Annotated in this window: 30 protein-coding genes; 19 read left to right on the top strand and 11 right to left on the bottom strand. The window is 63.3% G+C overall.

Annotated features, from left to right (window positions below; all coding sequences use genetic code 11):
• Positions 1-592: 592 nt before the first annotated feature.
• Entirely contained in the window at positions 593-1,339 is a 747-nt protein-coding gene (locus NKH98_RS19785; protein WP_352900810.1) for a cation efflux transmembrane domain-containing protein, read from the bottom strand.
• Between the two features lie 63 nt (positions 1,340-1,402).
• Between NKH98_RS19785 and NKH98_RS19790 the strand changes: the two genes are divergently transcribed.
• Positions 1,403-1,828, top strand: a complete 426-nt coding sequence (locus NKH98_RS19790) for a MerR family transcriptional regulator (RefSeq protein ID WP_352799256.1) — start codon at positions 1,403-1,405, stop codon at positions 1,826-1,828.
• A 331-nt stretch (positions 1,829-2,159) separates the two neighbouring features.
• A complete protein-coding gene (locus NKH98_RS19795; protein WP_352900814.1) occupies positions 2,160-2,750 on the top strand; it encodes a DUF922 domain-containing Zn-dependent protease in 591 nt (196 codons plus the stop codon).
• A 44-nt stretch (positions 2,751-2,794) separates the two neighbouring features.
• Here NKH98_RS19795 and NKH98_RS19800 read toward each other — a convergent pair whose 3' ends face one another.
• Complete coding sequence (locus NKH98_RS19800) at positions 2,795-3,538, bottom strand: SDR family oxidoreductase (RefSeq protein ID WP_352900816.1); 744 nt, start codon at positions 3,536-3,538, stop codon at positions 2,795-2,797.
• Positions 3,539-3,858: 320 nt separating this feature from the next.
• On the opposite strand from NKH98_RS19800, the gene NKH98_RS19805 reads away from it, so the two are divergent.
• From NKH98_RS19805 to NKH98_RS19840, 8 genes are all read left to right on the top strand, one after another.
• Positions 3,859-4,482 (top strand): NAD(P)H-dependent oxidoreductase, encoded by a 624-nt coding sequence (locus NKH98_RS19805; RefSeq protein ID WP_352900819.1) that lies wholly within the window; start codon positions 3,859-3,861, stop codon positions 4,480-4,482.
• A 68-nt stretch (positions 4,483-4,550) separates the two neighbouring features.
• On the top strand, positions 4,551-4,883 hold the full coding sequence (locus tag NKH98_RS19810) for an ArsR/SmtB family transcription factor (protein ID WP_352475581.1): 333 nt from the start codon (positions 4,551-4,553) through the stop codon (positions 4,881-4,883).
• 15 nt (positions 4,884-4,898) lie between these two features.
• Positions 4,899-5,405 carry an arsenate reductase ArsC gene (locus NKH98_RS19815; protein WP_352900821.1) on the top strand — a complete coding sequence of 169 codons (507 nt, stop codon included), beginning with the start codon at positions 4,899-4,901 and terminating at the stop codon, positions 5,403-5,405.
• 5 nt (positions 5,406-5,410) lie between these two features.
• On the top strand, positions 5,411-6,097 hold the full coding sequence (locus NKH98_RS19820; RefSeq protein WP_352900823.1) for an aquaporin: 687 nt from the start codon (positions 5,411-5,413) through the stop codon (positions 6,095-6,097).
• Entirely contained in the window at positions 6,094-6,516 is a 423-nt protein-coding gene (arsC, locus tag NKH98_RS19825; RefSeq protein WP_254819694.1) for an arsenate reductase (glutaredoxin), read from the top strand. Before NKH98_RS19820 ends, arsC begins: the two co-directional genes overlap by 4 nt.
• Positions 6,517-6,585: 69 nt before the next feature.
• Positions 6,586-6,918, top strand: a complete 333-nt coding sequence (locus NKH98_RS19830) for an ArsR/SmtB family transcription factor (RefSeq protein ID WP_352900827.1) — start codon at positions 6,586-6,588, stop codon at positions 6,916-6,918.
• A 44-nt stretch (positions 6,919-6,962) separates the two neighbouring features.
• Positions 6,963-8,345 (top strand): NAD(P)-binding domain-containing protein, encoded by a 1,383-nt coding sequence (locus tag NKH98_RS19835; RefSeq protein ID WP_352900830.1) that lies wholly within the window; start codon positions 6,963-6,965, stop codon positions 8,343-8,345.
• Positions 8,342-9,565 carry an MFS transporter gene (locus NKH98_RS19840; protein ID WP_352900833.1) on the top strand — a complete coding sequence of 408 codons (1,224 nt, stop codon included), beginning with the start codon at positions 8,342-8,344 and terminating at the stop codon, positions 9,563-9,565. The genes NKH98_RS19835 and NKH98_RS19840 overlap by 4 nt, the downstream gene beginning before the upstream one ends.
• A gap of 23 nt (positions 9,566-9,588) precedes the next feature.
• Here the strand turns inward: NKH98_RS19840 and NKH98_RS19845 are convergent, their stop codons facing one another.
• Positions 9,589-9,813 (bottom strand): hypothetical protein, encoded by a 225-nt coding sequence (locus NKH98_RS19845; RefSeq protein ID WP_352900835.1) that lies wholly within the window; start codon positions 9,811-9,813, stop codon positions 9,589-9,591.
• Positions 9,814-10,044: 231 nt separating this feature from the next.
• Positions 10,045-10,410 (bottom strand): VOC family protein, encoded by a 366-nt coding sequence (locus NKH98_RS19850; RefSeq protein ID WP_352649593.1) that lies wholly within the window; start codon positions 10,408-10,410, stop codon positions 10,045-10,047.
• A 144-nt stretch (positions 10,411-10,554) separates the two neighbouring features.
• Between NKH98_RS19850 and NKH98_RS19855 the strand changes: the two genes are divergently transcribed.
• Genes NKH98_RS19855 through NKH98_RS19865 form a run of 3 tightly spaced genes read left to right on the top strand, consistent with a single transcriptional unit; the run spans position 10,555 to position 12,057 of the window.
• Positions 10,555-10,866: a hypothetical protein gene (locus NKH98_RS19855; protein WP_352649592.1), complete on the top strand. Its 312-nt coding sequence runs from the start codon at positions 10,555-10,557 to the stop codon at positions 10,864-10,866.
• 8 nt (positions 10,867-10,874) lie between these two features.
• Complete coding sequence (locus NKH98_RS19860; RefSeq protein ID WP_352900838.1) at positions 10,875-11,786, top strand: sigma-70 family RNA polymerase sigma factor; 912 nt, start codon at positions 10,875-10,877, stop codon at positions 11,784-11,786.
• 31 nt (positions 11,787-11,817) lie between these two features.
• Positions 11,818-12,057, top strand: coding sequence for a hypothetical protein (locus NKH98_RS19865; RefSeq protein ID WP_352649590.1), 240 nt, complete (start codon positions 11,818-11,820; stop codon positions 12,055-12,057).
• A 69-nt stretch (positions 12,058-12,126) separates the two neighbouring features.
• Here NKH98_RS19865 and NKH98_RS19870 read toward each other — a convergent pair whose 3' ends face one another.
• On the bottom strand, positions 12,127-13,284 hold the full coding sequence (locus tag NKH98_RS19870; protein WP_352900983.1) for a sulfite oxidase: 1,158 nt from the start codon (positions 13,282-13,284) through the stop codon (positions 12,127-12,129).
• A gap of 633 nt (positions 13,285-13,917) precedes the next feature.
• On the opposite strand from NKH98_RS19870, the gene NKH98_RS19875 reads away from it, so the two are divergent.
• Complete coding sequence (locus NKH98_RS19875) at positions 13,918-15,438, top strand: FAD-dependent oxidoreductase (RefSeq protein ID WP_352900840.1); 1,521 nt, start codon at positions 13,918-13,920, stop codon at positions 15,436-15,438.
• A 26-nt stretch (positions 15,439-15,464) separates the two neighbouring features.
• Here NKH98_RS19875 and dinB read toward each other — a convergent pair whose 3' ends face one another.
• The 3 genes from dinB to NKH98_RS19890 form a co-directional block, all read right to left on the bottom strand.
• Positions 15,465-16,703 (bottom strand): DNA polymerase IV, encoded by a 1,239-nt coding sequence (dinB, locus tag NKH98_RS19880; protein WP_352900844.1) that lies wholly within the window; start codon positions 16,701-16,703, stop codon positions 15,465-15,467.
• A 113-nt stretch (positions 16,704-16,816) separates the two neighbouring features.
• Positions 16,817-17,275: a GNAT family N-acetyltransferase gene (locus tag NKH98_RS19885; RefSeq protein ID WP_352900846.1), complete on the bottom strand. Its 459-nt coding sequence runs from the start codon at positions 17,273-17,275 to the stop codon at positions 16,817-16,819.
• A gap of 72 nt (positions 17,276-17,347) precedes the next feature.
• On the bottom strand, positions 17,348-17,713 hold the full coding sequence (locus NKH98_RS19890) for a hypothetical protein (protein ID WP_352900849.1): 366 nt from the start codon (positions 17,711-17,713) through the stop codon (positions 17,348-17,350).
• A gap of 181 nt (positions 17,714-17,894) precedes the next feature.
• Here NKH98_RS19890 and NKH98_RS19895 point away from each other — a divergent pair, with 181 nt between their 5' ends.
• Positions 17,895-18,197, top strand: a complete 303-nt coding sequence (locus NKH98_RS19895; RefSeq protein ID WP_352799278.1) for a hypothetical protein — start codon at positions 17,895-17,897, stop codon at positions 18,195-18,197.
• A 201-nt stretch (positions 18,198-18,398) separates the two neighbouring features.
• On the opposite strand, the gene NKH98_RS19900 is transcribed toward NKH98_RS19895, so the two are convergent.
• Complete coding sequence (locus NKH98_RS19900) at positions 18,399-19,094, bottom strand: XRE family transcriptional regulator (RefSeq protein WP_254819677.1); 696 nt, start codon at positions 19,092-19,094, stop codon at positions 18,399-18,401.
• 82 nt (positions 19,095-19,176) lie between these two features.
• Here NKH98_RS19900 and NKH98_RS19905 point away from each other — a divergent pair, with 82 nt between their 5' ends.
• The 3 genes from NKH98_RS19905 (at position 19,177) to NKH98_RS19915 (ending at position 20,948) form a co-directional block, all read left to right on the top strand.
• Complete coding sequence (locus NKH98_RS19905; RefSeq protein WP_352900853.1) at positions 19,177-19,575, top strand: hypothetical protein; 399 nt, start codon at positions 19,177-19,179, stop codon at positions 19,573-19,575.
• Positions 19,576-19,645: 70 nt separating this feature from the next.
• Positions 19,646-20,281 (top strand): GcrA cell cycle regulator, encoded by a 636-nt coding sequence (locus NKH98_RS19910; RefSeq protein ID WP_352900855.1) that lies wholly within the window; start codon positions 19,646-19,648, stop codon positions 20,279-20,281.
• 61 nt (positions 20,282-20,342) lie between these two features.
• Positions 20,343-20,948 carry a DUF6456 domain-containing protein gene (locus NKH98_RS19915; protein WP_254819674.1) on the top strand — a complete coding sequence of 202 codons (606 nt, stop codon included), beginning with the start codon at positions 20,343-20,345 and terminating at the stop codon, positions 20,946-20,948.
• Between the two features lie 45 nt (positions 20,949-20,993).
• Here the strand turns inward: NKH98_RS19915 and NKH98_RS19920 are convergent, their stop codons facing one another.
• Entirely contained in the window at positions 20,994-21,302 is a 309-nt protein-coding gene (locus NKH98_RS19920) for a hypothetical protein (RefSeq protein ID WP_254819673.1), read from the bottom strand.
• A gap of 242 nt (positions 21,303-21,544) precedes the next feature.
• On the bottom strand, positions 21,545-21,808 hold the full coding sequence (locus NKH98_RS19925) for a hypothetical protein (protein WP_352645018.1): 264 nt from the start codon (positions 21,806-21,808) through the stop codon (positions 21,545-21,547).
• Positions 21,809-22,090: 282 nt separating this feature from the next.
• On the opposite strand from NKH98_RS19925, the gene NKH98_RS19930 reads away from it, so the two are divergent.
• A complete protein-coding gene (locus NKH98_RS19930) occupies positions 22,091-22,369 on the top strand; it encodes a DUF2285 domain-containing protein (RefSeq protein WP_352475563.1) in 279 nt (92 codons plus the stop codon).
• Positions 22,370-22,448 lie beyond the last annotated feature (79 nt).

Consider the following 22,448-nt stretch of genomic DNA (forward strand, 5'->3'; position numbering starts at 1 on the left):
GGGTCGTCTCGTCCGTGGGGGGCGACCCAGCGGCGAAGTCGATTTATGCTCCAGACGGGCGTCCTTGGTCGACTTGAGCCCTTACGCTTTTTAGAAGCGCAACGAATGGCGCGACTGCGCGCATTGCGTGATCCACCTCATCGGACGCGGCGCAAGTCGGTAACCTTCCGAACAGAATCCTCGGAGGCGGCTCCAGGTTAGACGTTGCAATTTCGCAGGCCCGCATCGGCCGCTGCGGCTGTGGAGGGCGGCATAGGAGAAGCACCATGCGCAGTTGGAACACGGGCCACATCGTCGGCCAGAAGTCTCCGCCCAAGGCACGAGAGGTCTGGAGCATCCGAACGACTGCAGTGTATCAGGTGCAGAACGCGATCTTGCGCTGTTCAATCTTGCCAACGACAGCAAGCTGCGGGGTTGCGACCTGGTCACGATCACCGTCGGAGACGTCGCCCTTTCCGGCAGCGTGGGTGATTAGGCCGTGATCGTGCAGAAGACAGGGAGCGGCGCTTTCACAAAGCGTCGCTCCGTGACCCGATTACAGACAACGAGACGGGGATCCTGGACATCCGCTCTTGCCCACATAACCGACAGATCATGCGGCAGGCACAGTCGTTCGGTCTGGTGCGCCTTCGCGGTATTCGCTCCAGGCCTGCCGCAGGATTTGCACCGATGAGGTTAGAAAGATACCGGCCATAAGTGCGGCGACGGCCAGATCCGGCCATGCGCTTGACGTACTCCAAATGCCGAGAGCTGCGGCCATCACCACCATATTGCCGATCGCGTCGTTGCGCGAGCACAGCCAAACCGAGCGGACATTCGCGTCACCATCCTTGTAGGGCATCAGAAAACCAACGGAAGCAAGATTGGCGGCAAGGGCCAGAAAGCCGATGATGCCCATGACTTCCGCGCTGGGTACGCCGAGGATCAGCGTCTGATAGACGGTCGAGCCGGAAACCCAAAGCGCCATCAGGCTGAGCGACAGACCCTTGAGCAGCGCAGCCGTTGCGCGCGTCCTCGAGCTCGCGCCGATGACCGCGAGGCTCAGCCCATAGGTGAGGGTGTCGGCGACGAAATCCAGCGCGTCGGCCTTCAGCGCCTGAGAACCGGCAAGTGAGCCGGCAGTCATTTCGGTCAGGAACATGGCCGCATTAATAGCGATGACCGTCCACAGCACACGCTTGTAGCGCGGGTTCATGCCGTCAAAGACCAGCACGCCGTCCGAACAGCATGAGGCTTCCGCTGCACGATCATGCGAATGACCGTGCAGCTTCGCCGGCAGAACCAGCGGCGGCGGTCCCGCACAGCTTTTGGTTTTATGATCGCAGCAAGCTTCAGACATGGGGTGACTCCTCAGTGAAGACACTGTAGGATCTCTAGTGGCTAGAGGCTCAAGAGGCTTTTTATGGATTTGTCGATCGGTGAATTGTCTCGTCGCGCGGAGGTGAAAATACCGACGATCCGCTACTACGAGCAAATTGGCCTGTTGCCCGAAACGGGTCGAACCGAAGGAAAGCAGCGACGCTATGGAAGGAGGGCAGTAGCGCGGCTTGCCTTCATCCGGCACGCGCGAGAACTCGGCTTCGAGGTTGATGCGATCCGTACGCTGCTTTCGCTGCAGGATGATCCGGATCAATCATGCGCCCGCGCCGACGAGATCGCGAAGGCGCGGCTGGTCGAGGTGGAGAAGCGCATCGCCAGTCTCACCGCTCTGCGCAGGGAATTGCGGAAGATGGTCGAGGAATGCGCCTGCGGGCGGGTCGGCGAGTGTCGCGTGATCGAAACGCTCGCCGACCGAACGCATGCGCATGGGAAGTTGGCGGCAAGTTGAGGAGAGGTGAGGGCAGCGTTCGCGGGCGGGCGGCAACCGGCGCACCTTCACAGAATGTCAACCCTGACTCGAAGCATTCAGGTGTCAGCTAGAAGCGATAACGCACTCCGACTTGCGCGAGCACAGGCCAAGTTAGACAGCGCGCGGCAGGCTGACACCGGGAGGCTGGGTCCGGGGGGCAGGGCGTTGCCGGGCAATGTTCGGTCGCGGCGACATGGCGTTGCCTGTGGATTCTTGTATACGAGCATCCCAGCATAGCCGGCTGCCGGCTGTGTCCACGGAAGGGAACTGCTCGCCACTTGCATCGATCACGGCGGCTGCGAGGACTTGCATGAAAACAGCCGTTCGCCTTTGCCTGCTGCTCGCCTGTCTGCCGACATCGCTGGCGCATGCCGGCTGGCAGGCGGTCGAGAAGGTCGAGACCTACGCCATCTCGGGGCAGTCCGGCCCGGAGCTCTATGCCTCGATCGGCGGGCGCGGGCCGCTGCTCGGCGAGCGCCGCGTTATCGCGCATACCAATTTCAAGCTGACCTGGGTGAGGGACTACCAGCCGCAAGGCGACGCCTGCGTACTGGTGTCGGCGCGACCGAAGCTGATCATCACCTACACTTTGCCGAAGCCGGCCGCGCGGCTGCCGGGCGCAATCCAGAAGAACTGGGAGGTTTTCTCAGCCGGCCTTGCCGCCCACGAGAAGGTGCATGGCGCCAGCATCATCGACATGGTGCATAAGATCGAGGCGGCCACCATCGGCCTGACCGTCGCCGATGACCGTGGCTGCAGCAAGATCAGGACCGAAGTGACGAGACGTCTCGCCGGAATTTCGCAGGCACAGCGGCAGGCGAGCCGCGATTTCGACCGGGTCGAATTCGGCCCGGGCGGCAAGCTGCGGCAGCTTGTGTTCACGCTGATGACCGGCGGATGATGCTGCAGGGCTGCGGGGGCGGCAGGGTACCACCTTTGCGGCCCTCACGCCTGCTCGGTCGGATAGAGGGTCAGGATGTTGACGTTGACCCGTGGCGGCTGGGTCACCGCGTACAAGATGGCGGCGGCGATGTCCTCGCTTTCCAGCTGCTCCATGTCGCCCAGCCTTTGCTCGACCGCTTGGCGCACATCGGCGCGCATATTCTGGGTGAACTCGGTCTTGACGGCGCCGGGCTCGATGCAGGTGACGCGGATACCGTCCTTTCCGATCTCGCGGCGCAGCGATTCCGCCATCGCGCTCACCGCGTGCTTGGTGCCGGAATAGACCACCGAAGGGTGGATATAACGGCCGGTGCCGGACGAGACGACGACGATGTGGCCGGCGCCTTGCCGCTGCATCGAGGGCAGTGCCGCATGGATCGGATAAAGCAGCCCGAGAATGTTGACGTCGACCATCCGGCGGTACTCTTCCGGCGTCGTGTTGCGGAACGGCGCGGCGACGCCGACGCCTGCAACCGCAAGCAGAATGTCGAGCCGGCCGTACTCCTGCTGGACCCGTTCGACCATCGCCGTGGCTTGCGTTTCGTCGGTGACGTCGACGACAATCGGCAGCGCCGCACTGCCGGTCTCACGGATCCGCCTCGCCAGATTGTCCAGGCGCTCGGCGCGCCGCGCAGCAATCGCCAGCGTGGCGCCCTCGGCCGCCAGCGCCAAGGCGGTGGCCTGGCCGATGCCTGAGGAGGCACCAGTCACCAAGGCGATCTTGCCGCTCAGTTTTCCTGTCTGCATCTTTTTCTCCCGAGGTTTTGGATACGCCCTGAAGCTAGGTGCGGATGCTCTGAAAGCAATGCTTATGGGCGACTGAAGGACCGGACGGCTTGCGGGACAGAAGGGCCGGGACAGCGCCCTCCGGCAAGCCCATGTCTGCGCAATTTTCTTTGAGCGAACGAGCGGGCCTTGACGTGACTGGAGCTGTTGCGTCTTGATACGGGCTGCGGGGCTTCGCATGAAAACAGCTGATCGACTATGTCTGCGGGTGGCTTGTTTGCATGCGACGCGCCTGCAGGCACCACCGCTATCCTTTCGTGACCGACCGGGCTAAGCGCAAGATGAAGGTCCTCGTCGTCTATTGCCATCCCTGCACGGACAGCTTCAATGGCGCCGTCCGCGATATGGTGCTGGAGACGCTTGCCGAACGCGGCCATCAGGTCCATCTGCTCGACCTCTATGCGACCGGCTTCGACCCAGTCATGCGCACGCAGGAGTGGCGCGGCTACCACGACAAGGCGGCGAACCTGCAACTCGTGCACGAACATGCGCAGGAGCTGCTCTGGGCGGAGGCGGTCGTCTTCATTTACCCGACCTGGTGGTATGGCCTGCCGGCGATGCTGAAAGGCTGGCTGGAGCGCGTGCTGGTGCCGGGCTTCGCTTTCGAGATGCCGACCGCACGCCGCGGTCCACGGCCCAAATTGCGGCACATACGCCGGGTGATGGCGATGACCACATGCGGTGCCACGCCGCTGATGTCGTGGATCATGGGACAGCCCGGCCGGCGAACCCTGCTGCGCGGCTTCCGCTCCGTCTGCCATCCGCTGTGCCGGACCAAATTCGTGGCGCTCTACCGGATGGACAGCGTCTCGGCCGCCGGTCGCCAGGCGCATCTGCAGCGGGTCAGGAAAGCGGTTGCAAGCCTTGGTCGCGCTGATGCGGTCGCCGCCACAGTGCCTGGCTGATAAGCTAGGCGAGCCGTCACCGGCATAGGCGCGTTGACTCTATTCCCCATTTCTGGAAATCTGGAAATATGGACAAGACGCTCGCCCTTTCCGCACTTGCCGCGCTCGGCCAGGAGACCCGGCTGGACGTTTTTCGCCTTTTGGTGCGGGCCGGCGCCGAGGGCGTAGCTGCGGGCGAGATCGCCTCACGGCTCGCCGCGTTGCCGAATACGATGTCGGCCCATCTCAAGATACTGTCGCATGCCGGCCTGGTGCGGACCGAACGAGAGGGCCGCAGCGTGCGCTACTTCGCAGATATGACCGGCTTTCGCGATCTGCTGGCCTACCTCATGGAGGATTGCTGCAATGGCGCGCCGGAACTTTGCCAGCCGGTCATCCAGGCCGTGACCTGCAACTGCTAGAAGGGAGGGTACGCCATGAGCGAGCCATACAATGTTCTTTTTCTCTGCACCGGCAATTCGGCAAGATCGATCCTCGCCGAGGCGATCCTGAACCGCGTCGGCGCCGGCAAGTTCAAGGCCTATTCGGCTGGGTCGCATCCGAAGGGAGAGGTTCATCCCTATGCCCTCCAGCTTTTAAAAAGCCTCAACTACGATACGTCCTTTGCCCGTTCGAAGGACTGGCAAGAGTTTGCCGTGCCCGGAGCCCCGGAGATGAACTTCGTCTTCACGGTCTGCGACAATGCCGCCAAGGAATCCTGCCCTGTCTGGCCAGGGCAACCGATGACGGCGCATTGGGGCATACCTGATCCTGCCGCTGTTGAAGGCACCGAGGCGGAAAAGCATCTCGCCTTTGCCGAAGCCTACCGCATGCTCAACAACCGGATTTCGATCTTTGTCAGCCTGCCGATCAATGCGGTCGACAAGCTTGCCTTGCAGAAGCGCCTCGATGAGATCGGCCGCAATCTGCCGAAGGCCGGCTGAGCATCATGGCCAATCTTTCCCGCCGCCTTACCGCCGAAGCCCTTGGCACAGCTCTGCTGGTCGCCACCGTGGTCGGTTCCGGCATCATGGCTGACAGGCTGAGCAATGATGTCGCCGTCTCCCTGCTCGGCAACACCTTGCCGACCGGGGCGATCCTGGTCGTGCTCATCACCATATTCGGGCCGATATCCGGAGCGCACTTCAACCCGGCGGTGACGCTGGTATTCGCGCTTCGACGCGAGATCGAAACGAACGCTGCGCTTGCTTACGTCGCCGCCCAGATTGCCGGCGGCATCGCCGGAACGTTGCTCGCGCACGCGATGTTCGAACTGCCGATCCTGCAAGCGTCGGCGACGGTGCGGACCGGAAGCGGGCAATGGATTGCGGAGTTGGTTGCCGCCTTCGGGCTGGTCTTCACCATCCTCGCCGGCCTGCGCTCACGTCCGGATTCGATCCCCTGGCTGGTCGGGCTCTATATCACCGCCGCCTATTGGTTCACCGCGTCGACATCCTTCGCCAATCCGGCCGTCGCCATCGCCCGTGCGTTCTCCAACACGTTTGCCGGGATCCGCCCCGCCGATCTGGCGGGCTTCATCGCCGCCGAGCTTTTAGGCGCGTTGCTGGCCATGGCATTGGCAGGGTGGCTGCTCGCCCAACCGAAACCAGTCGGACAGATGAAAGCTGCGCAATGACCATCACCATCTACCACAACCCCGATTGCGGCACCTCGCGCAACACGCTGGCCATGATCAGGCAGTCCGGCGAGGAGCCGGAGGTGATCGAATATCTGAAGAACCCGCCATCGCGGCAAAAACTCGTCGAGCTGATCGCGGCGATGGGCATGACGCCGCGCCAATTGCTACGAGAGAAGGGCACGCCCTATGGCGAACTCGGCCTGGGCGACCCCAAGTGGAGCGACGACGAGATCCTCGATTTCATGCTGGCGCATCCGATCCTGATCAACCGGCCCATCGTGGTGACGCCGCTCGGCACCATGCTCGCCCGACCCTCCGAAGCGGTGCTCGATATCCTGCCCAATCCGGATATCGGCCCGTTCACCAAGGAGGACGGCGAGGTCGTCATCGACGCCAGCGGTAAGCGCGTCGGCTAGATATCGTCTTATTTCGATCTTTGTCGAAATTCTCTTGACGTGCAGCGATTCTGGAAATAGCTTATTTCCATGAAACTCGAAAAAGCAGCCGCGCAACTTGAAGCCCTCGGCAACCCGACGCGGTTGCAGCTCTATCGGACGCTGGTGCGAGCCGGCGATGAGGGGCTGCCGGTTGGGCGCATCCAGGACAGGCTCGGCATCGCCGCTTCGACGCTGTCGCATCACCTCAAGCGGCTGGTCGACACCGGCCTGGTAACGCAGGAGCGCAAGGCGACCACGCTGATCTGCCGGGCCAACTATCCCGCCATGAACGGGCTCATCGGATACCTCGCGGACGAATGCTGCGCCGACGGCACCTGTGCGCCGGCATCGGCGGAAGCGGTCGCCAAAACGGCGGCGTGATTTTTTTGGCATTATAATTCGAAATTACCGGAAGGACGGAAGATATGGACACGATCGAAAAACTCCCTGTGGCGGTGATCGGCGCCGGGCCGGTCGGTCTGGCGGCAGCGGTCCACCTCATCGCGCAGGGCATTCCTGTCAAAGTCTATGAAGCCGGCAATGCGGTTGCATCCAATCTCAGGGATTGGGGCCATGTCCGGGTGTTCACGCCCTGGCGCTATTGCGTCGATCAGGCGGCCAGAGACCTGCTCGAGGCGCATGGCTGGCGGATGCCCGAGCCCGAGGCATTCCCGACCGCGGACGACCTCGTCGCGGACTATCTCGAGCCGCTTGCAAAGCTTCCGCAATTGTCGCAGTCGATCGAAACCGGCGCCCGCGTCGTCGGCATTTCGCGCTGGGGCGCCGACAAGGTGCTGAGCAAGGGACGCGGGAACCGGCCATTCATGCTGGTGGTCGAAACCGCCACCGGCACCAGGCGCGACAGCGCCCGCGCCGTCATCGATGCTTCGGGAACCTGGCAGATGCCGAACCCGCTCGGCGCCGGCGGAATTCCTGCAGAAGGCGAAGCCGAATTTGCCGACCGCATCGCGTACGGCATACCCGATATTCTCGGCCGCGATCGCAGCCTTTATGCGGGGAAGACGACGCTGGTCGCCGGCTCCGGCCATTCGGCCGCCAATGCGGTGCTGGATCTCGCCAGGCTGGCGGATGTGGAGGCCGGCACGGCTTTCATCTGGACAACGCGCGGCACCGATCTGGTGCGCATCTATGGCGGCGGCGATGCCGACCAATTGCCGGCACGCGGCGAACTCGGCGCCGAAGTGCGCGAACTCGCCGAGAGCGGCGGCGTCAGGCTGGTGACGGGCTTTGCGGCTGTTTCGATCCGCGATGCCGACGGACGGCTGGTCGTCGAAGGCCAGACCAGGGGCGGCTTGCAGGCGCTTGGCCCGGTCGACCGTATCATCGCCGCGACCGGACAACGCCCGGATCTGTCGCTGACGCGCGAGCTTCGGCTCGAGCTCGATCCGTGGCTGGAAAGCGTCAAGGCACTGGGGCCGCTGATCGATCCCAACGAGCACTCCTGCGGCGACGTGCCGCCGCACGGCCACCGCGAGCTCAGCCATCCAGAGCAAGGGTTCTATACGGTCGGCATCAAGAGCTATGGCCGCGCGCCGACCTTCCTGCTGCTGACCGGCTATGAGCAGGTCCGCTCCGTCGCCGCAGCGATCGCCGGCGACATGGTGGCGGCCGACAATGTACAGCTCGTGCTGCCGGAGACCGGCGTCTGCACCGTGCCGACCATCGGTACTGCCGACAAGGGGTGCTGCGGCGGTCCGGCGCCCACCGCTTCGGATGCCTGCTGTGTCGCCGATGTCGAGGCGAAGACGATCGGCAAAAGCGGTTGCGGCTGCAGCGTCGCGGCATGAGCCTTTCGCCGCCTTCGACGGCCGTCCTGCGCAGCCGCGGCGTGATCATAACCACGCTTGGCCTGACGCAGATCATGGCGTGGGGATCGTCCTACTATCTTCCCGCGGTCATTGCACCGGCGGTCTCCTCCGATACCGGCTGGCCGCTGGCATGGGTTGTCGGCGGGCTGTCTCTCGGCTTGCTCATGGCGGGATTGATCTCTCCGCGCGTCGGTTCATCGATCGAGCGGCATGGCGGCCGCAACGTCCTGGCATTCAGCGCCGGATGCATCGGGGTCGGCCAGATCGGGCTAGCCCTTGCTCCCAACCTTGCGGCCTATATCGCTGCCTGGCTGATCATCGGACTGGGCATGGGTGCGGGGCTCTACGATGCCGCTTTCGCCACGCTTGGCCGCCACTACGGCCACGGCGCGCGCTCCGCCATCACCGCGCTGACGCTGTTCGGCGGTCTTGCGAGCACGATCTGCTGGCCGATCTCAGCCTTGCTGCTGGGGGAGGTCGGCTGGCGCGGCACCTGCCTGGTTTACGCCGCCTTTCAGCTGGCAATTGCGCTTCCGCTCTATCTGGTGATCCTGCCCCGCGCGGCGCCGCAACCGGCAGTCAAACCAGAATTGCAGGAGGCGGCACCGGTCCTGGAAAACAATATGGATCCGTCGATCATGATCGTTCTGGCCGCGACCCTCACGCTTGCGGCGGTAATCTCCTCGACGCTGTCGGTGCATCTGCTCACCATCCTGCAGGGCAGCGGCATGGCGCTGGCCGCGGCCGTCGGGCTCGGCGCTCTGGTCGGCCCGTCTCAGGTGGCGGCGCGCGCGATCGAGATGATGATCGCGCGCTACCACCATCCGATCCTGACCAAGTTCGCCTCGGTTGCCTTTGTGGCGATCGGCGTTTCGGCGCTCTGGGCCGGCATGCCAATCATCCCGCTGGCGCTCGGTTTCTATGGCGCGGGCATCGGCCTCGAATCCATCGCACGGGGAACGCTGCCGCTCGCGCTGTTCGGCTCGAACGGCTATGCGAGACTAATGGGTCGCCTCGCCATGCCGAGCCTGATCGCCCAGGCGGCGGCACCCTCGGCCGGCGCATTGCTGCTGGAGCGCTTCGGCCCGCATGGGACGTTGGCCGCGCTTTCCGGTCTGGCGCTAGCCAACGTCCTCCTGGCATGCGGCTTGGGCTGGCGGATGCTCCGCCGGAGGGAATCGCAGGTTCAGTCCCGATAGGATTTGACCAGCGTTCACCCCCTTCACCTGGGTAGCGGGAGATCTTCTAAGGGGTCGGCAAGGAAGGATGCGGCGATCAGATCGTCGGCATCCAGCCGCAGGGAGCCTTCGGCGCCTCCCATGATGGCGGCAACTTTCTGAAACGTCTTTATCTCGTGCTCGGTGATCTGGGCGCTTCGCATTCTGGCTTTGAGGTCAGCAACGCGCAGCCCCAAACTGTGGGACATTCCGATTTTACGGTTCGACATGGTAAGATGCTCCTCCCCGGCCCATGTTTGTTTTGCCACCCGCCCTTATTCGCAGTTCCTCCGCCTGCCTAAATATGAGGCATCGCGAATACAGCGCCCGAACGCCCGATGCAAGGGAAGGTTCCGGCGCGCAGAGGTCACGAAATAATAATGCGAAGGAAGCACGGCCGATGGTCCGGCCGGAGGTAGGACTTAGGTACGACGCCCCGCCAGACAGAGGGTTCCGGAGGCTTATCGGCTGGCGAGGACCATGCGGTTGCCTTCGCTGTCGCGAAACTCCGCCACCATGCGGCCCGGCTGCCACGGCGCCTCATGAGGTTCGGTGACGATCTCGACGCCGCCCGCCTTCAACGCCGCGGTCATTGCTCCGACATTTTCGTCGACCAGCACCAATACCGGCTCCGCGGCGGGGGTGTCGTCGGCGCGCCTGATGAAATGCAGGTTCGTCACGGCATGCGGAAACGCCAGCTCGATCCAGCGCCAGCCGCCATCGCCCATCTTCTGGTCGGCCAGCACCTGACAGGCGAGATGCCTGGTGTAGAACGCCTTGGCACGGTCCTGATCGAACACTGGAAGCTCGGCAAACTGGATATGCATGATCGTCTCTCCTGCTTGATGGCTGCCGCGCAGCCGCCCACGCGGGAAAGACGATGCGGGCAACCGAAAAGATTCTTCGGTAATGAGAATCTTTTCAGCGCGGCCGGTCGTCCTTCGTTCATACCAACCAGTCAGGAGACGACGATGAACTATGCGCTCATTCGATATGGTGTGAACCAAGCCGACCTGGACAATAACCGCGCGCTGGTCGAAAAAGTGTTCGAAGCGCTTGGCGAGGCGGCACCGTCGACGGTCCGCTATCTCGTACTCGAGCTGGACGACGGTTCGTTCGTCCACATCGTCGGTCAGGACGGCGATTCGTCGGCGCTGACCGGGCTTGCGGCCTTCAAGGCGTTTACGGAAAACCACGCCCAGCGCCGCTCCACCCCGGCAATGCGATCGCCTGTCAAAGTCATCGGCAACTATCGTATGCTGGCGGATCAAAAAGCCGGGTAGCGCCTGCCATGCCGCTCGCGCAGAAATGGGACGCTACGCCGAAAATGAACAGGGCGACTTTGGAGGCGATGCTCGTCGAGTTGCGGCCAAGGCTGCATCGTTACTGCGCGCGCATGGCCGGCTCGGTGATCGACGGCGAGGATATCGTCCAGGAGGTGCTGATCAAGGCGCTGCAGGCGATCGACGGCGGCGCGATGGTCGAACGGCCGGAGCAATGGCTGTTTCGCATCGCCCACAATGCCGCGCAGGATCATCTGCGGCGGCGCAATCGGGAAAGGTCGCGCATGACCGAGGCCGACATGAGCGTCATCGAGGATCCCTCCGGCAGCGCCGACAGCCGGCTCGCCGCCCAGACCGGCCTGCGCTCCTTCATGCAGCTTTCGGTGCCGCAGCGCAGCGCCGTGATCCTGGTCGATGTGCTCGGCCTCAGCCTGCACGAGACCTGCGAAGTCACCGGCGCGACGCTCGCCGCCACCAAGGCCGCGCTGCATCGCGGGCGGGCGCAGCTCAAGCTGCTGGCCCTGCAGCCCGAGCAGGCGCTCGCGCCGAGGCTCGACGCCGATGACGAGCGCCGGCTGCGGCGCTATGTCGACCTGTTCAACGCGCGCGACTTCGACGCGGTCAGGGCTCTGATCGCCGAGGACATCCGGCTCGATGTCGTCAACCGCGTCCGCCTGCGCGGCAAGGCCGAAGTGTCGACTTATTTCGGCAATTACGACCGCGCGACCGATTGGGCGCTGTCGCTGGGCTTTGTCGACGGCCGGCCGGCGGTTCTCATCCGCAACCCTGGGGACCCGGACGGCGCCGTGCGCGGCTTCATGCTGGTCGAATGGCGAGACGAGCAGGTCGTCCAGATCCGCGATTTCCGCTACGCACCCTGGTGCTTGCCCGATGCGGAGATCAGTACGATAGAGCGGTGAGGGGCTTGCCGAGATGGCGCGCGGAGGCGACGTGGCCAAGGTTGCGCCACCGAACAAGTCTGCCATCGCCTCGGCCACCAAGCTGAAGGGGTCCGCGTCCGATTTCGGGGAGCGGTATCGTCGCGAAGAGGATCTACGGCCCACAGCCGTCATGCTCGATATAGAGCGGCGCCAGCTTTCGGATCAGGCAGCCTCTTCCTGGTTGACCCAAACGCAATTGCCACATGGCAGCAAGTTCTTAGAGCGGTTCCGGCTCTCCTGGAACCGGTAGCCCGCTCTAACTATTTGTTTTGCCGCATTTATGCGGACGCAAAATGATTCCATTTGGCTGCAAAATGCTCTAGCCGATACGCACGCGGCGCGTCACCTGGCCATTGCTCTCCCAGTATGTGTGTTTCTTGGCAATCAAGGGATCGTCCATCGCCGGTTGAATTTGTCCCGTGGTGCTGACCGCGCGCGAGGTCACCGTGTGTTCTCCAGGAGAGGGATTTGCCCAAGCCAGGGACCAAATTTTCCAGGCGTGTTCTGCCTCCTCACTGTGGTCAATGGTCGCTGGTGCCCAAGGCCCCTGGTCGATTTGCACTTCGACCCGGTCGATCGGCGCCCCCCAGGCTGCGCCAACGATGCGGTAATCTGAGTCTTTCCGGGTAACCTTCGCAGGCGCGGACTTTATCAGCGCTCGCCCGACTGACGTCTCGGCCCATACGGTCTCGCCGTTGTGGTCCTCCTCCCGGATGGTCACATAGTCACGGGCCATCAGAAGGCTCATGAACCGCGTATCGCGAACCTCGATGCGCTTTAGCCACTTGACGTTGGCGATCCCGTACCAGCCTGGCGCAATGAGCCGTACCGGGAAGCCATTGGGCGCCGGCAAGACGGCTCCATTCATTTCATAGCAGAGGAGATTATCGGGGTTCATCGCGTCGGCGAGCGACATGCTGCGAGCGAAGTTCTGCTGCATCTTGACGTCGCGTATTGCGACCTCGCCTTTGTCAGTACCGAAAAAGACGACCTCGATGCCCTTCTCCAGAACGCCGGCTTCCTCGAGGATCGGGGCGAGCGGCGTCCCAGCCCAGCGGGCATTGCCGATGCCGCCGGTGAAAAAGGGAAACCCGTGGTTGCCCGAGCATTCCACTGTGAAAACGACCTCCTGCCGCGGTCGTGCCCTGATGTCGGCGAGCGTCAATTTTAAGGGCTTCTTGACCAGGCCTCCGATCTCCATCGACCATGTCTTCTCGTCGATCGTTGGTCGGTTGAAATGCGAGATGCTGAAGAACTTGTCGTTTGGCGTTATCCAGCTATCCAAATCCTCCCAGACAAGCTGCTTCTGGATACCTACCGGATCGGGATTTTCGGTCGGCTGATCCAGCCATGGAATAACTTCCTCGCTCGGCCGTGTTGGAAAAGCGTAAGCCCGACGCGAGGTATGGAGAGCAGCAATTGCGGCAAGAGCCGCGCTTCCTTGAACAAGAAGTTCTCTGCGCTGAAAATCAGGCATGTTGTTTACCTCCCAGTTGATCCGGAACGGGCTGCAACGTGCCTTAGGCCGTAGCCTGATCACGGATAGGCGACACAATGTGAAGTCTGCCAACCCGGAAATATCCGGATAGCTCAGACGATCACCGACGCAAGTCAGGCATGTGAAGCGTTGGACGAAACTCTGGCTCGCGTTTCGCATGCCAAGAGTGCGCCTTTGAGAAGGAAGTGTCCACAACTTGGACGGGACATGATGATGATTGCGACATTCCATGCCGATTTTCGGTCCTGCCAAATCGTTGCTGCTCGGATCGCTGCCGAACGCCCGCTTCTGGGTCATTTCGGGACCTTCGTAGGTTCTCGTCGAACCGGTGTTTCCTGCCGGCCGGTGGGTTGGCCGTGCGGCCGGCACCGCCCTGATCGCTTGGGGCGGTGCAACGCTTGTGGTCTGACGACCAGGGCTGCCTCGAATGTCGCATTTGCAGGAAACGATACCTCCTGACGCAAAGTGCATCGCACCGCCCCAGCCAGGCCGGCTCACAACGCGTCGGGGCGGACCGGCGGTGACGTCAAGCTTACGCAGGCATTCAGGCGTCGAGGAACTTTGAATCTTGGCGTCCGTTTATCCGAATGTCGGGTATGAAGGGCTCCGCCAATGAATGTCAGCGATGAAAGGACTGTATCGCTTTGGGCGGCAACCGAAGTCGCGCCTGAGGCGGTTCCGCTCGAGCGGAGTGAACAGGTCGATGTGGTGGTCGTCGGATCTGGCATTGCCGGACTGTCGGTCGCCTACGAATTGGCCGTCGCCGGGCAAAAGGTGGCGGTGCTCGATCGCGGCCGGATCGGAAGCGGCATGACTGCACGCACCACCGCGCATCTGTCGTCGATCTGCGACGACTACTTTTCGGAACTGATCAAATTGCGCGGCGAGGAACTGGCGCGGATTTACTACCAAAGTCAGTCGGCGGCTATCGACCGTGTCCAATCGATCCAGGAAGCAGAGGGTATCGCGTGTGATTTCCGCCGCCTCGACGGCTTTCTGTTTCCGGCGTCAGCCAGAAGGGAATCCGTCATCGAGCGCGAACTGGGCGCCGCCCTGAAGATTGGTGTCGACGTCGAGAAAACCGCAGGCGTGCCGTTTGCAGGCTTTTCGGATACGCCCGTCCTTCGCTACGCCAATCAGGCGACATTTCACCCGCTCAAATATCTCCGCGGGCTGGCTGCGGGCATTCGCGCGCGCGGCGGCATGCTTCATGCGGAGACCATCGTCGACAAGGTCGCGGAGACCGACGGCGGCGTCCGCGTAAGCACGGTCTCAGGCTTTACCGTGTCTGCCAGATCGGCCGTTGTCGCCACCAATTCGCCGATCAACGATCGCGTCGCGCTCCACACCAAGCAAGCGCCGTATCGGACTTACGCCATGGCATTCGAGATCGTGCGCGACGTTTTGCCGGATGCACTTTATTGGGACACGCTGGATCCCTATCACTACGTTCGCCTGCAGCCTGGTGAAGGCAAAACCGACTTTCTGATCGTCGGTGGTGAGGACCACAAGACAGGGCAGGCCGACGATGCCGACAACCGCTTCGCGGCCCTGGCGGACTGGATCAAAAAATTGGTGCCCGATATCGGCGCGGAAACCAATCGATGGTCCGGGCAGGTGATGGAGACCGTCGACTATGCCGGCTTCATCGGCCGCAATCCCGGCAACCGGCATGTCTTCGTGGTCACCGGCGATTCCGGTCAGGGCATCACCCATGGGGTTGTTGCCGGCCAATTGGTTTCCGACCTGATCCTGAAGGGGGAAAGCCCTTGGCGGGAACTTTACGAACCCTCCCGCAAGACGGCACGCGCGATCGGCGACTATTTGGCGGAGAATGCGACAGCGATCAGGAGTTTTGCCGAGTATGTCGCGCCTGGCGAAATCGATTCCGCCGACAAGCTGCGGCCGGGAGAGGGCGCCATCGTGCGCGAAGGGCTTACCAAAGTCGCGGCTTTTCGCGATGAGGACGGCACGCTCCACAAGCGCTCGGCCGCATGCACCCATGTCGGCTGCCACGTCCATTGGAACTCATTGGAACGCTGCTGGGACTGCCCCTGCCACGGCTCGCATTTTGCCGTCGACGGCACGGCTTTGAACGGGCCGGCCGTATCGCCCCTGGCTCCTGTCGGATAATTTTTTTTTCGCCCCCGCCGCGCAACTCACAATTCCTTCTCGGCCAGCTCCCGAAATGCGTCGGGAACCGACCGCTGTAGTCCGAGCGCGACCGAGGCGTAGCCGACCGCCTCCCAGCCGAAGCGGTCGCGGATCTTGTCGATGGCGCGATCCGCGATCCAGCGCGCCGCGCCCTTCCGGGTGCCGGGGCGGCGGCGGTCGTCGAGCCCGAGCGGCAGCTCCAGTTGCAGCCCGGCATGCTGCTCCAGATGCGATACGGCGATCGCCAGCAGCGAGATGGTCTTTTCGTGCGGATGGTCGATGAGCACCTTGCGCACCAGCGCCTCGGCGATTTCGGCCAGCACGGCGGTTGCCGAAATCGGCTGGTCGAGCGTGACCGAGCGCGTCACCGAGCGCAAATCGGCAAAGCGGACACGAACCGTCACCGTGCGGCCGGGCCGGGATTTCGCACGCAACCTGGTGGCGACCCTGTCGGCCAGATGCAGCAAAGCGGGGACGAAGACCTGCTCGTCGGCCGGTTTTCGGCCGAGCGCCGATTGCGCGCCGGCCGAGCGCGCCCGGCGCTGCGTCTCAAGCTTGCGCGGATCGCGGTTCCACGCCAGCGCATTCAGTTTCTCTCCCGCCGCCGGCCCGAGCAGGCGCTCCAGCGCGCCACTGTTGGTCTTCGCCAACTCGCCGATGGTGTTGACGCCGATACCGGCCAGCCGCTCCCTGGTGACCGGGCCGACACCCCACATCAGCTCGACCGGCAGGTGGTGCAGGAACTCCAGCTCGTGGCGCGGATCGACCACCACCAGCCCGTCCGGCTTTGCGACCTGTGAGGCGATCTTGGCCAGATGCTTGGTGCGGGCCACGCCGACCGAGATCGGCAAGCCGAGCTCAGCCCGCACGCGGCGGCGTATCTTGCCGGCGATCTCGGCCGGCGAGCCAAACAGGTGGGTGCAGCCGGCCACGTCGGCAAAGGCCTCGTCGATCGAAATCCGCTCGACCACCGGCGTGAAGTCGCCGAGCACCTTGATTGCCGCATCGCCCAGCCGCTGATAGTCCTTGAAATGGCCGCCGACGAAAATGAGTTGCGGGCAGAGTTCCCGCGCCCGCCGTCCCGGCATGCCGCCGCGCACGCCGAACGCCTTGGCCTCATAGGATGCGGCAAGCACTACCCCGCCGCCGACGGCAATCGGCTTGCCGCGCAAGGCCGGGTCGAGCAATTGTTCGACCGAGGCATAGAAGGCATCCAGATCCGCGTGGAGGATGTTGGCTTCCATCCGGCCCGTTCGCCTGCGGCCGCTCGAAGGCCGCATTGTCTCGCGTTATGATAGGAACATAAAGAGAACATTGCGGGCGAATTGTCAAGCAGCGTGGAGGCTGCCGCCGCAACCTACAGCGCCATCTTGTAGCCGAGATGACTGGCGGTGAAACCGAGGCGCTCGTAAAAATCGTGCGCTTCCCGTCGACCTTTGTCTGTGGTGAGTTGGACGAAGCTGCAATTGCGCGAACGGCACGTTTCAATCGCCCATTCGACCATCAGCTTGCCGACGCCGCGCGAGCGCCATTGCCGGGCGACGCGAACGCCTTCGATCTGGCCGCGCCAGGCACCCTTCCTGGAGATACCCGGAAGGAAGGTGAGTTGCAGGGTCCCGACCACTTGCCCGGCCTCGACAGCCACGGCCAGCAACTGGTTGGGGTCGGCATCGATTGCGCTGAAGGCATCGAGATAGGATGGCGCAAGCGGCGTGGATAGGTCTTCCCGGTCTGCGCCGAGCACATCGTCGGCAAGCATTGCAACGATCGCCGGCAGGTCGGGCGCCTGCGCGCGACGGAATTCGATCTCGCTCATCGCGCGAAGACATACGGTGCGACGTCGGCGATCGCAATATCCGTTTTGACTTGCAAGGGAAGGCCCGCGCCTTCAGGTGATCTCGAACGCCCAGAGGCGGTGGCCGTAGCGGCGGAAGAAGCGGGCGAAGAGGCGCTGCTGTCTGGCACGGGCGAGGTCGGCGGCGCGCCTTTCCTGCCGCCAGCGCGGCATGTTGCGGAACATCGCCAGGAAGCGGGCGGCGTCCTCGAGTGCCTCCTCGGCTGTCTGCGCCGGGCGGATCGCCGCCAGGAACAGAACGCGGCTCGGCTTCATCTGGTCAATCGCCACCTTGCGCTGGCGATGGCCCTGGCGTGCCTTGCGGATGCCGTCCTGGCGGATGGCCGCGAAAGCGGCAAGCATGGCCGGGCTGTCGCCGCTATAGCCGCAGGCATGGGCGAACTGGGCTGGGTTCATCATCGTTTCCTTGCTGCCGGCCGGCTGCGGTTCCGTGGCTCGCGCCGATACCAGCCCGCATGAGATATAAGCATAACTCAAATAATGGAACAAGTGAAACTTTAGCGTTGATGTAAGCGGAACCGACTCGACTCCGCCTCTAAAACCGATAATGATGTGGAACAAAGCAGGAACAATGATGGGGATGGCTATGGCATTGGCGGGCAAGGAAGCGACGATCGCCGATGTCGTCTCGATTGCCGTCGAGTGCATCGATTGCGGCCGTAACAGGTGGTGGAAGCCGGCCGAGCTCAAGCGGCATGGGGTGAGGCCGGAGACGCCGCTATCAGCACTTTCGGGGCGCCTCATCTGCAAGGCCTGCCGTGCCGATGGCCTGCCGGGCGCCGCCGTTTCGATCCAGGCCGCCTTCATCGACGACCGGCAACGGGTGCGCGCCGAGGCGCGCCTGCTCAACGGTCAAGAGCCGGAGCAGTCGAGGCGGGCTTGAGGGGGGAACTTCCTTCTCCCCTTGTGGGAGAAGGTGGATCGGCGCGTAGCGCCGAGCCGGATGAGGGGTGCTGGAAGAAACTCGGCGTTAAAATATGGAACGATTTTAAAGCCTTACGTAGCGATCCGTCCGGCACCCCTCATCCGACCGAGCTTCGCTCGGCCACCTTCTCCCACAAGGGGAGAAGGGAAAGCTCCCTCCTCAATACCCCAGCAGTTCCTTGAGCGGGATGACGCGGAAGACGTTCTTGATGGCGTAGCGGTTGAAGGTCAGCGTCTTGGGCGGATTGTACTGCTCGACGATCAACTCGGCGGCGGTGCGCTTGACCAGCTTCTTGATGAAAGCCTTGCCGTTTTGCTCGTTCTCTTCGGGCAGCGTCTCGATTACCACATGGTCGCCGGGCACCGCCTCGCGGCCGCCGCAATAGATCATCTCGCCGGGTTCGTAGCGCGGCACCATCGAATCGCTCAGCACGTGCAGCGCAAACACGTTCCGCAGATGCCGGATCCCCGGCGGCCGCTGGACATAGCCGGCCGGCTGGCCGTTGAAGGTGAAGTCGCCATCGTCGCCGCCGACGGCGGTGCCGAGAAGCTGGATATCCATCGGCCCGGCGGGCAGGGGGCCAGGATCGGTGACGATCTCCGCATCGGCAACCGGCCCGGCATCTTCGAGGAAGACGACCTCGCCCTTGCCGAGCGCCACCGGGTCGACGCGCAGGAAGGCGGCGGTCTTCAAAAGGTTCTCGGTCTTGGGCAGGTTGCGCCCGGTTTCCCAATTGCCGACGGCAGCGACGTCGGTGTCGTTGTGCTCGGCAATATGGCGCATCACCAGGCCGCGCTGCTTGCGCGCCCGGCGGATCGCCGCCCCGACCTTGATCGACAGTGCAGTTTTCGCCATGGCTCCATCTGAGGCATAAGATTCGGTTTCGTCTATGCAAGAATCGCTTGCATTTCTGTTTGAGTTATGCTCTTATACGATCATGCACAAGTCGCTTCACCAGCTTTCGGTCCTCGAATCCTCCCTTCAGCGCGCCGGCAGCGCTCGCCTGGAGGCGGTAGCGCAACCGATCGCCAAGGCCATGCATGTGCCAAACCTTTCCCCTTCGTCGCGGCTGTCCTCCTCCCCGGCCGGGGCTATGCCCGAGGCTCGCGCCTCGGACCCGGCAGCGCAAGCGGCCGGAACGGCCGGAGCCGTTCCCCTCACGGCTCCGGCTACGAATTACCCGTCGACCGGCAACGCGGATGCCGCGGTTTCCTGGATCCGTACCGAAGATGGCACGGTCATCGCCTTCGACAAGCGGACGGGTAAGGCAGTCTCCGGCGCAACCAGGCAGGCGGCCGAGATGAAGCTCGATCGTAGCAGGCCACGCGAAGGCTGATCGGCTTTCGAGCCTGAGAGCCGGCGAAGCCGGCGCCACACACAACCACCCTTGCAGGGAATAAAACATCATGGCCGCCCGCTATTCCGCCTCTGAATTGGAACAAATCAAGAACTGGTTGATGAGCGGGCTGTCGGCCGCGAAGATCGCCACCAGGCTCGGTGCGCAGCGTGGTAGCCCGGTCTCACGCGCGGCCATCATCGGCATCGTCCACCGCACCGCCCGTTTGCGCACCATCGGCCTTGCCAGATCCAAGGGCCGGTGTGGCGGACGCTCGGGCGGCCGGCTCGGAGATTCGGCGCCTGAGCCATCAAATGCCGCAAGCCAAGCGGAGGCCGCTCCGAAGGCCGAGCCACGCTGCCGCCCCGCAAGGCTGTCGGCCAGGCTGGCGCCGCCGGCCTGGCAGCCGGGTCCGGCTCGGATCACCGGGTCCGATGGCGAGCCGCTCGAAATGCCGGCGCCGCGCCCGATCGCCGCCGGCGGCCGCCAGCCACATTCCGCCGCCATGCGCTTCATCGATTGCCTGTTCGACCGTTGCCGCGCGCCGCTCGACACGACGCTGCAGGAGGATGCCGAGAACGATGCCCCCGGCAGTCGCCCCGGTTTAGACATGCTGTGCTGCGGGCTGCGCACAAAGCCTTCGAAAAGCTACTGCGCCTATCACGCGGCGCGCTTCCTGCGCACGCTGCCGGCCGAAGCGATTTGAGCCCAGTGGATGACGGAAATTCGACAGAGCCCGACGACAGAAAAACAGGAGGACCGAGCCGATGAGCAACAAAACCGCCCAAAAGACAAAAGCCAGGCTGCCGCGATTGCCGAAAGGCGAGGCCGAGCAGGTGCGCATCCGCAAGGAGATCGGCCATGATTTCGCGCTGAAGGACGACAGGTTCGGCCGTAAGCGGCTGGCCAAAGGAACGAAGGAGGCGGCGCGCGTCTATGAGGTCTCCAATGACGGCCACACCGCGACCGGCGGCATCGTGCGGGTGCGCAATGTCGACCCGCTGAGCGGCCTCACCTCGCTGTCGCGCCAGCAGCGCGAGGCGGGGATGCGCTACCGCCAGGATTTCCGCAACTCGTCGGAGGCAACCGCCAAGCCGATGGCTTGGGCCGAGCGCGTCGACGGCGGCCGCACCGGCAGCGGCGTCGCAGAACACATCCTGTCCGCCGGCCGCGACCATGCGGAGGCCACCAGGGCGCTTGTCCATTGGGAGATCGCCGGCATCGTGCAAAAGGTCTGCTGTGCCGACGCAACGGTCAAGAGCCTGGCCGAACAGGCGGGCGAGCCGCGCGACGTGGTGGTGAAACTGCTCAAGATCGGGCTCGACATTTTGGCCGTGCATTACGGCATGATGCTGATGCGCAAGCCAAGATGAGGAGCCCCGCCCGATCCGGCCGGCACTACCGGCCGGATCGATCCGTCAACGACGGCAGACACGGATTCTTTCGATGATCCGGTGATGATGACGCCAGTGCCTGATCACTTCGGTATGGCAGCGCCGGTGGTACCGGTACCGGTAGCGCGGCGCGTAGTCCTCGTTATAGACATCATAGCGGTAACGGGGGACGTACTCATCGTCGTAATCGGAATACCGATGGTGGCGATAATAATAGTCGTCGTCATAGCCGTTGCCGATGCCGATCGTGACGCTGCCGCCGGCGTTGGCCGGGCCGATCACGGAAGCCGCCGAGGCGACGGCAATCACCGAGGCAAGCAGGAGCTTCTTCATAGCTACCTCCTTCTTTAACGTCCCTCTAATAGAAAAACCCGCGAAGGGCAGGCTCGTTCCACAAATTTGCAAGATGCCACGAACCTAGAGCCCTAAATTAGCGCCGCGTGGGCGAAAACGCCTCTGGCTGTGCGGCAGGGTGGCCGTCGACGCAAGCCTCGAGCCGGTTGTGGTCCGCGCCGTATGTATCCCGGTGTCCCGTCAAACAGCGACAATCGGGGGGTGCCAGTCCCGTCACCGACCTATAGGACATGGCCCAGTTCCAGCAAAACGAAAGCGGTCGCACCCAGCACAGCGAGGGCGTAGGCCGCATAAAGAACAAGCAGCATGACCTCAAAGTCCCGGACGAAGCTTGCAGCAATCCTGGTCTCCTGAGGCTCCGCTTTCTCGACGCGGTCGGCTTCCAGCTGCTCCGTTGCCACGACGAGGCAGACTATCCTGTCGTTGTCGGCCGCCTGTAATATCCGTTCGGTCAAATCGACTGCAATCACTGGATCATCGGCCAACTGATCCCGCGATAGCCGGCTCTCAGTGACGGTCTGGATTTCACGCTTTCTCACGCACGCATAATTGCGCCGACTAAATTAGGTTCCACTGAAATACATAGTAAAATACATAGATTGCGCCCACCCGATCGCGATGGGCAAGACGTGAGCCCAACTGCGCGGAACCCCCGCCCGAGGTCGGCATTTGTCGACCGTCGAGGCGAATCTCGATCCGCATCCTCCGATCAAAGGGCGCGGGCTTCTTCATAGGCTGCTACGGTGCGCCATTGCTGGTAGGTCGCAATGCTAAAGCCGCCAAACCTTCATATCGCGAACGCAGCGCCGACGTCTTCGGTTCTGACCGGTTATGACGAAGATCGCATGCTTACTTATATCCGGCTGCTCGATGCTTCGGCGGAAGGAACCGATTGGCGCGAGGTCGCCCGTATCGTTCTGCACATTGATCCGGAGCGGGAACCGGAGAGGGCTTTCCGGGCGTGGGCGACACATTTGGCGCGTGCACGGTGGATGACCAGGAAGCGGAACGAACTGCGCCAATTGCGTGATGAGTGGTGGGGATGAGCACCATCTAGGAACTGCCGTCCCGGTTTGGCCGTTGAGGGAGGAGGCCAACATGGAAAAGCGACCAATGACTTCTTGG

The organism is Mesorhizobium sp. M0833, from assembly GCF_040319905.1.
Classification (GTDB): Bacteria; Pseudomonadota; Alphaproteobacteria; order Rhizobiales; family Rhizobiaceae; genus Mesorhizobium.

Coding starts and splice junctions, on each gene's coding strand:
- NKH98_RS19785 (WP_352900810.1), bottom strand. CDS start 1,339: ATGTCTGAAGCTTGCTGCGATCATAAAACCAAAAGCTGTGCGGGACCG.
- NKH98_RS19790 (WP_352799256.1), top strand. CDS start 1,403: ATGGATTTGTCGATCGGTGAATTGTCTCGTCGCGCGGAGGTGAAAATA.
- NKH98_RS19795 (WP_352900814.1), top strand. CDS start 2,160: ATGAAAACAGCCGTTCGCCTTTGCCTGCTGCTCGCCTGTCTGCCGACA.
- NKH98_RS19800 (WP_352900816.1), bottom strand. CDS start 3,538: ATGCAGACAGGAAAACTGAGCGGCAAGATCGCCTTGGTGACTGGTGCC.
- NKH98_RS19805 (WP_352900819.1), top strand. CDS start 3,859: ATGAAGGTCCTCGTCGTCTATTGCCATCCCTGCACGGACAGCTTCAAT.
- NKH98_RS19810 (WP_352475581.1), top strand. CDS start 4,551: ATGGACAAGACGCTCGCCCTTTCCGCACTTGCCGCGCTCGGCCAGGAG.
- NKH98_RS19815 (WP_352900821.1), top strand. CDS start 4,899: ATGAGCGAGCCATACAATGTTCTTTTTCTCTGCACCGGCAATTCGGCA.
- NKH98_RS19820 (WP_352900823.1), top strand. CDS start 5,411: ATGGCCAATCTTTCCCGCCGCCTTACCGCCGAAGCCCTTGGCACAGCT.
- arsC (WP_254819694.1), top strand. CDS start 6,094: ATGACCATCACCATCTACCACAACCCCGATTGCGGCACCTCGCGCAAC.
- NKH98_RS19830 (WP_352900827.1), top strand. CDS start 6,586: ATGAAACTCGAAAAAGCAGCCGCGCAACTTGAAGCCCTCGGCAACCCG.
- NKH98_RS19835 (WP_352900830.1), top strand. CDS start 6,963: ATGGACACGATCGAAAAACTCCCTGTGGCGGTGATCGGCGCCGGGCCG.
- NKH98_RS19840 (WP_352900833.1), top strand. CDS start 8,342: ATGAGCCTTTCGCCGCCTTCGACGGCCGTCCTGCGCAGCCGCGGCGTG.
- NKH98_RS19845 (WP_352900835.1), bottom strand. CDS start 9,813: ATGTCGAACCGTAAAATCGGAATGTCCCACAGTTTGGGGCTGCGCGTT.
- NKH98_RS19850 (WP_352649593.1), bottom strand. CDS start 10,410: ATGCATATCCAGTTTGCCGAGCTTCCAGTGTTCGATCAGGACCGTGCC.
- NKH98_RS19855 (WP_352649592.1), top strand. CDS start 10,555: ATGAACTATGCGCTCATTCGATATGGTGTGAACCAAGCCGACCTGGAC.
- NKH98_RS19860 (WP_352900838.1), top strand. CDS start 10,875: ATGCCGCTCGCGCAGAAATGGGACGCTACGCCGAAAATGAACAGGGCG.
- NKH98_RS19870 (WP_352900983.1), bottom strand. CDS start 13,284: ATGCCTGATTTTCAGCGCAGAGAACTTCTTGTTCAAGGAAGCGCGGCT.
- NKH98_RS19875 (WP_352900840.1), top strand. CDS start 13,918: ATGAATGTCAGCGATGAAAGGACTGTATCGCTTTGGGCGGCAACCGAA.
- dinB (WP_352900844.1), bottom strand. CDS start 16,703: ATGGAAGCCAACATCCTCCACGCGGATCTGGATGCCTTCTATGCCTCG.
- NKH98_RS19885 (WP_352900846.1), bottom strand. CDS start 17,275: ATGAGCGAGATCGAATTCCGTCGCGCGCAGGCGCCCGACCTGCCGGCG.
- NKH98_RS19890 (WP_352900849.1), bottom strand. CDS start 17,713: ATGATGAACCCAGCCCAGTTCGCCCATGCCTGCGGCTATAGCGGCGAC.
- NKH98_RS19895 (WP_352799278.1), top strand. CDS start 17,895: ATGGCTATGGCATTGGCGGGCAAGGAAGCGACGATCGCCGATGTCGTC.
- NKH98_RS19900 (WP_254819677.1), bottom strand. CDS start 19,094: ATGGCGAAAACTGCACTGTCGATCAAGGTCGGGGCGGCGATCCGCCGG.
- NKH98_RS19905 (WP_352900853.1), top strand. CDS start 19,177: ATGCACAAGTCGCTTCACCAGCTTTCGGTCCTCGAATCCTCCCTTCAG.
- NKH98_RS19910 (WP_352900855.1), top strand. CDS start 19,646: ATGGCCGCCCGCTATTCCGCCTCTGAATTGGAACAAATCAAGAACTGG.
- NKH98_RS19915 (WP_254819674.1), top strand. CDS start 20,343: ATGAGCAACAAAACCGCCCAAAAGACAAAAGCCAGGCTGCCGCGATTG.
- NKH98_RS19920 (WP_254819673.1), bottom strand. CDS start 21,302: ATGAAGAAGCTCCTGCTTGCCTCGGTGATTGCCGTCGCCTCGGCGGCT.
- NKH98_RS19930 (WP_352475563.1), top strand. CDS start 22,091: ATGCTAAAGCCGCCAAACCTTCATATCGCGAACGCAGCGCCGACGTCT.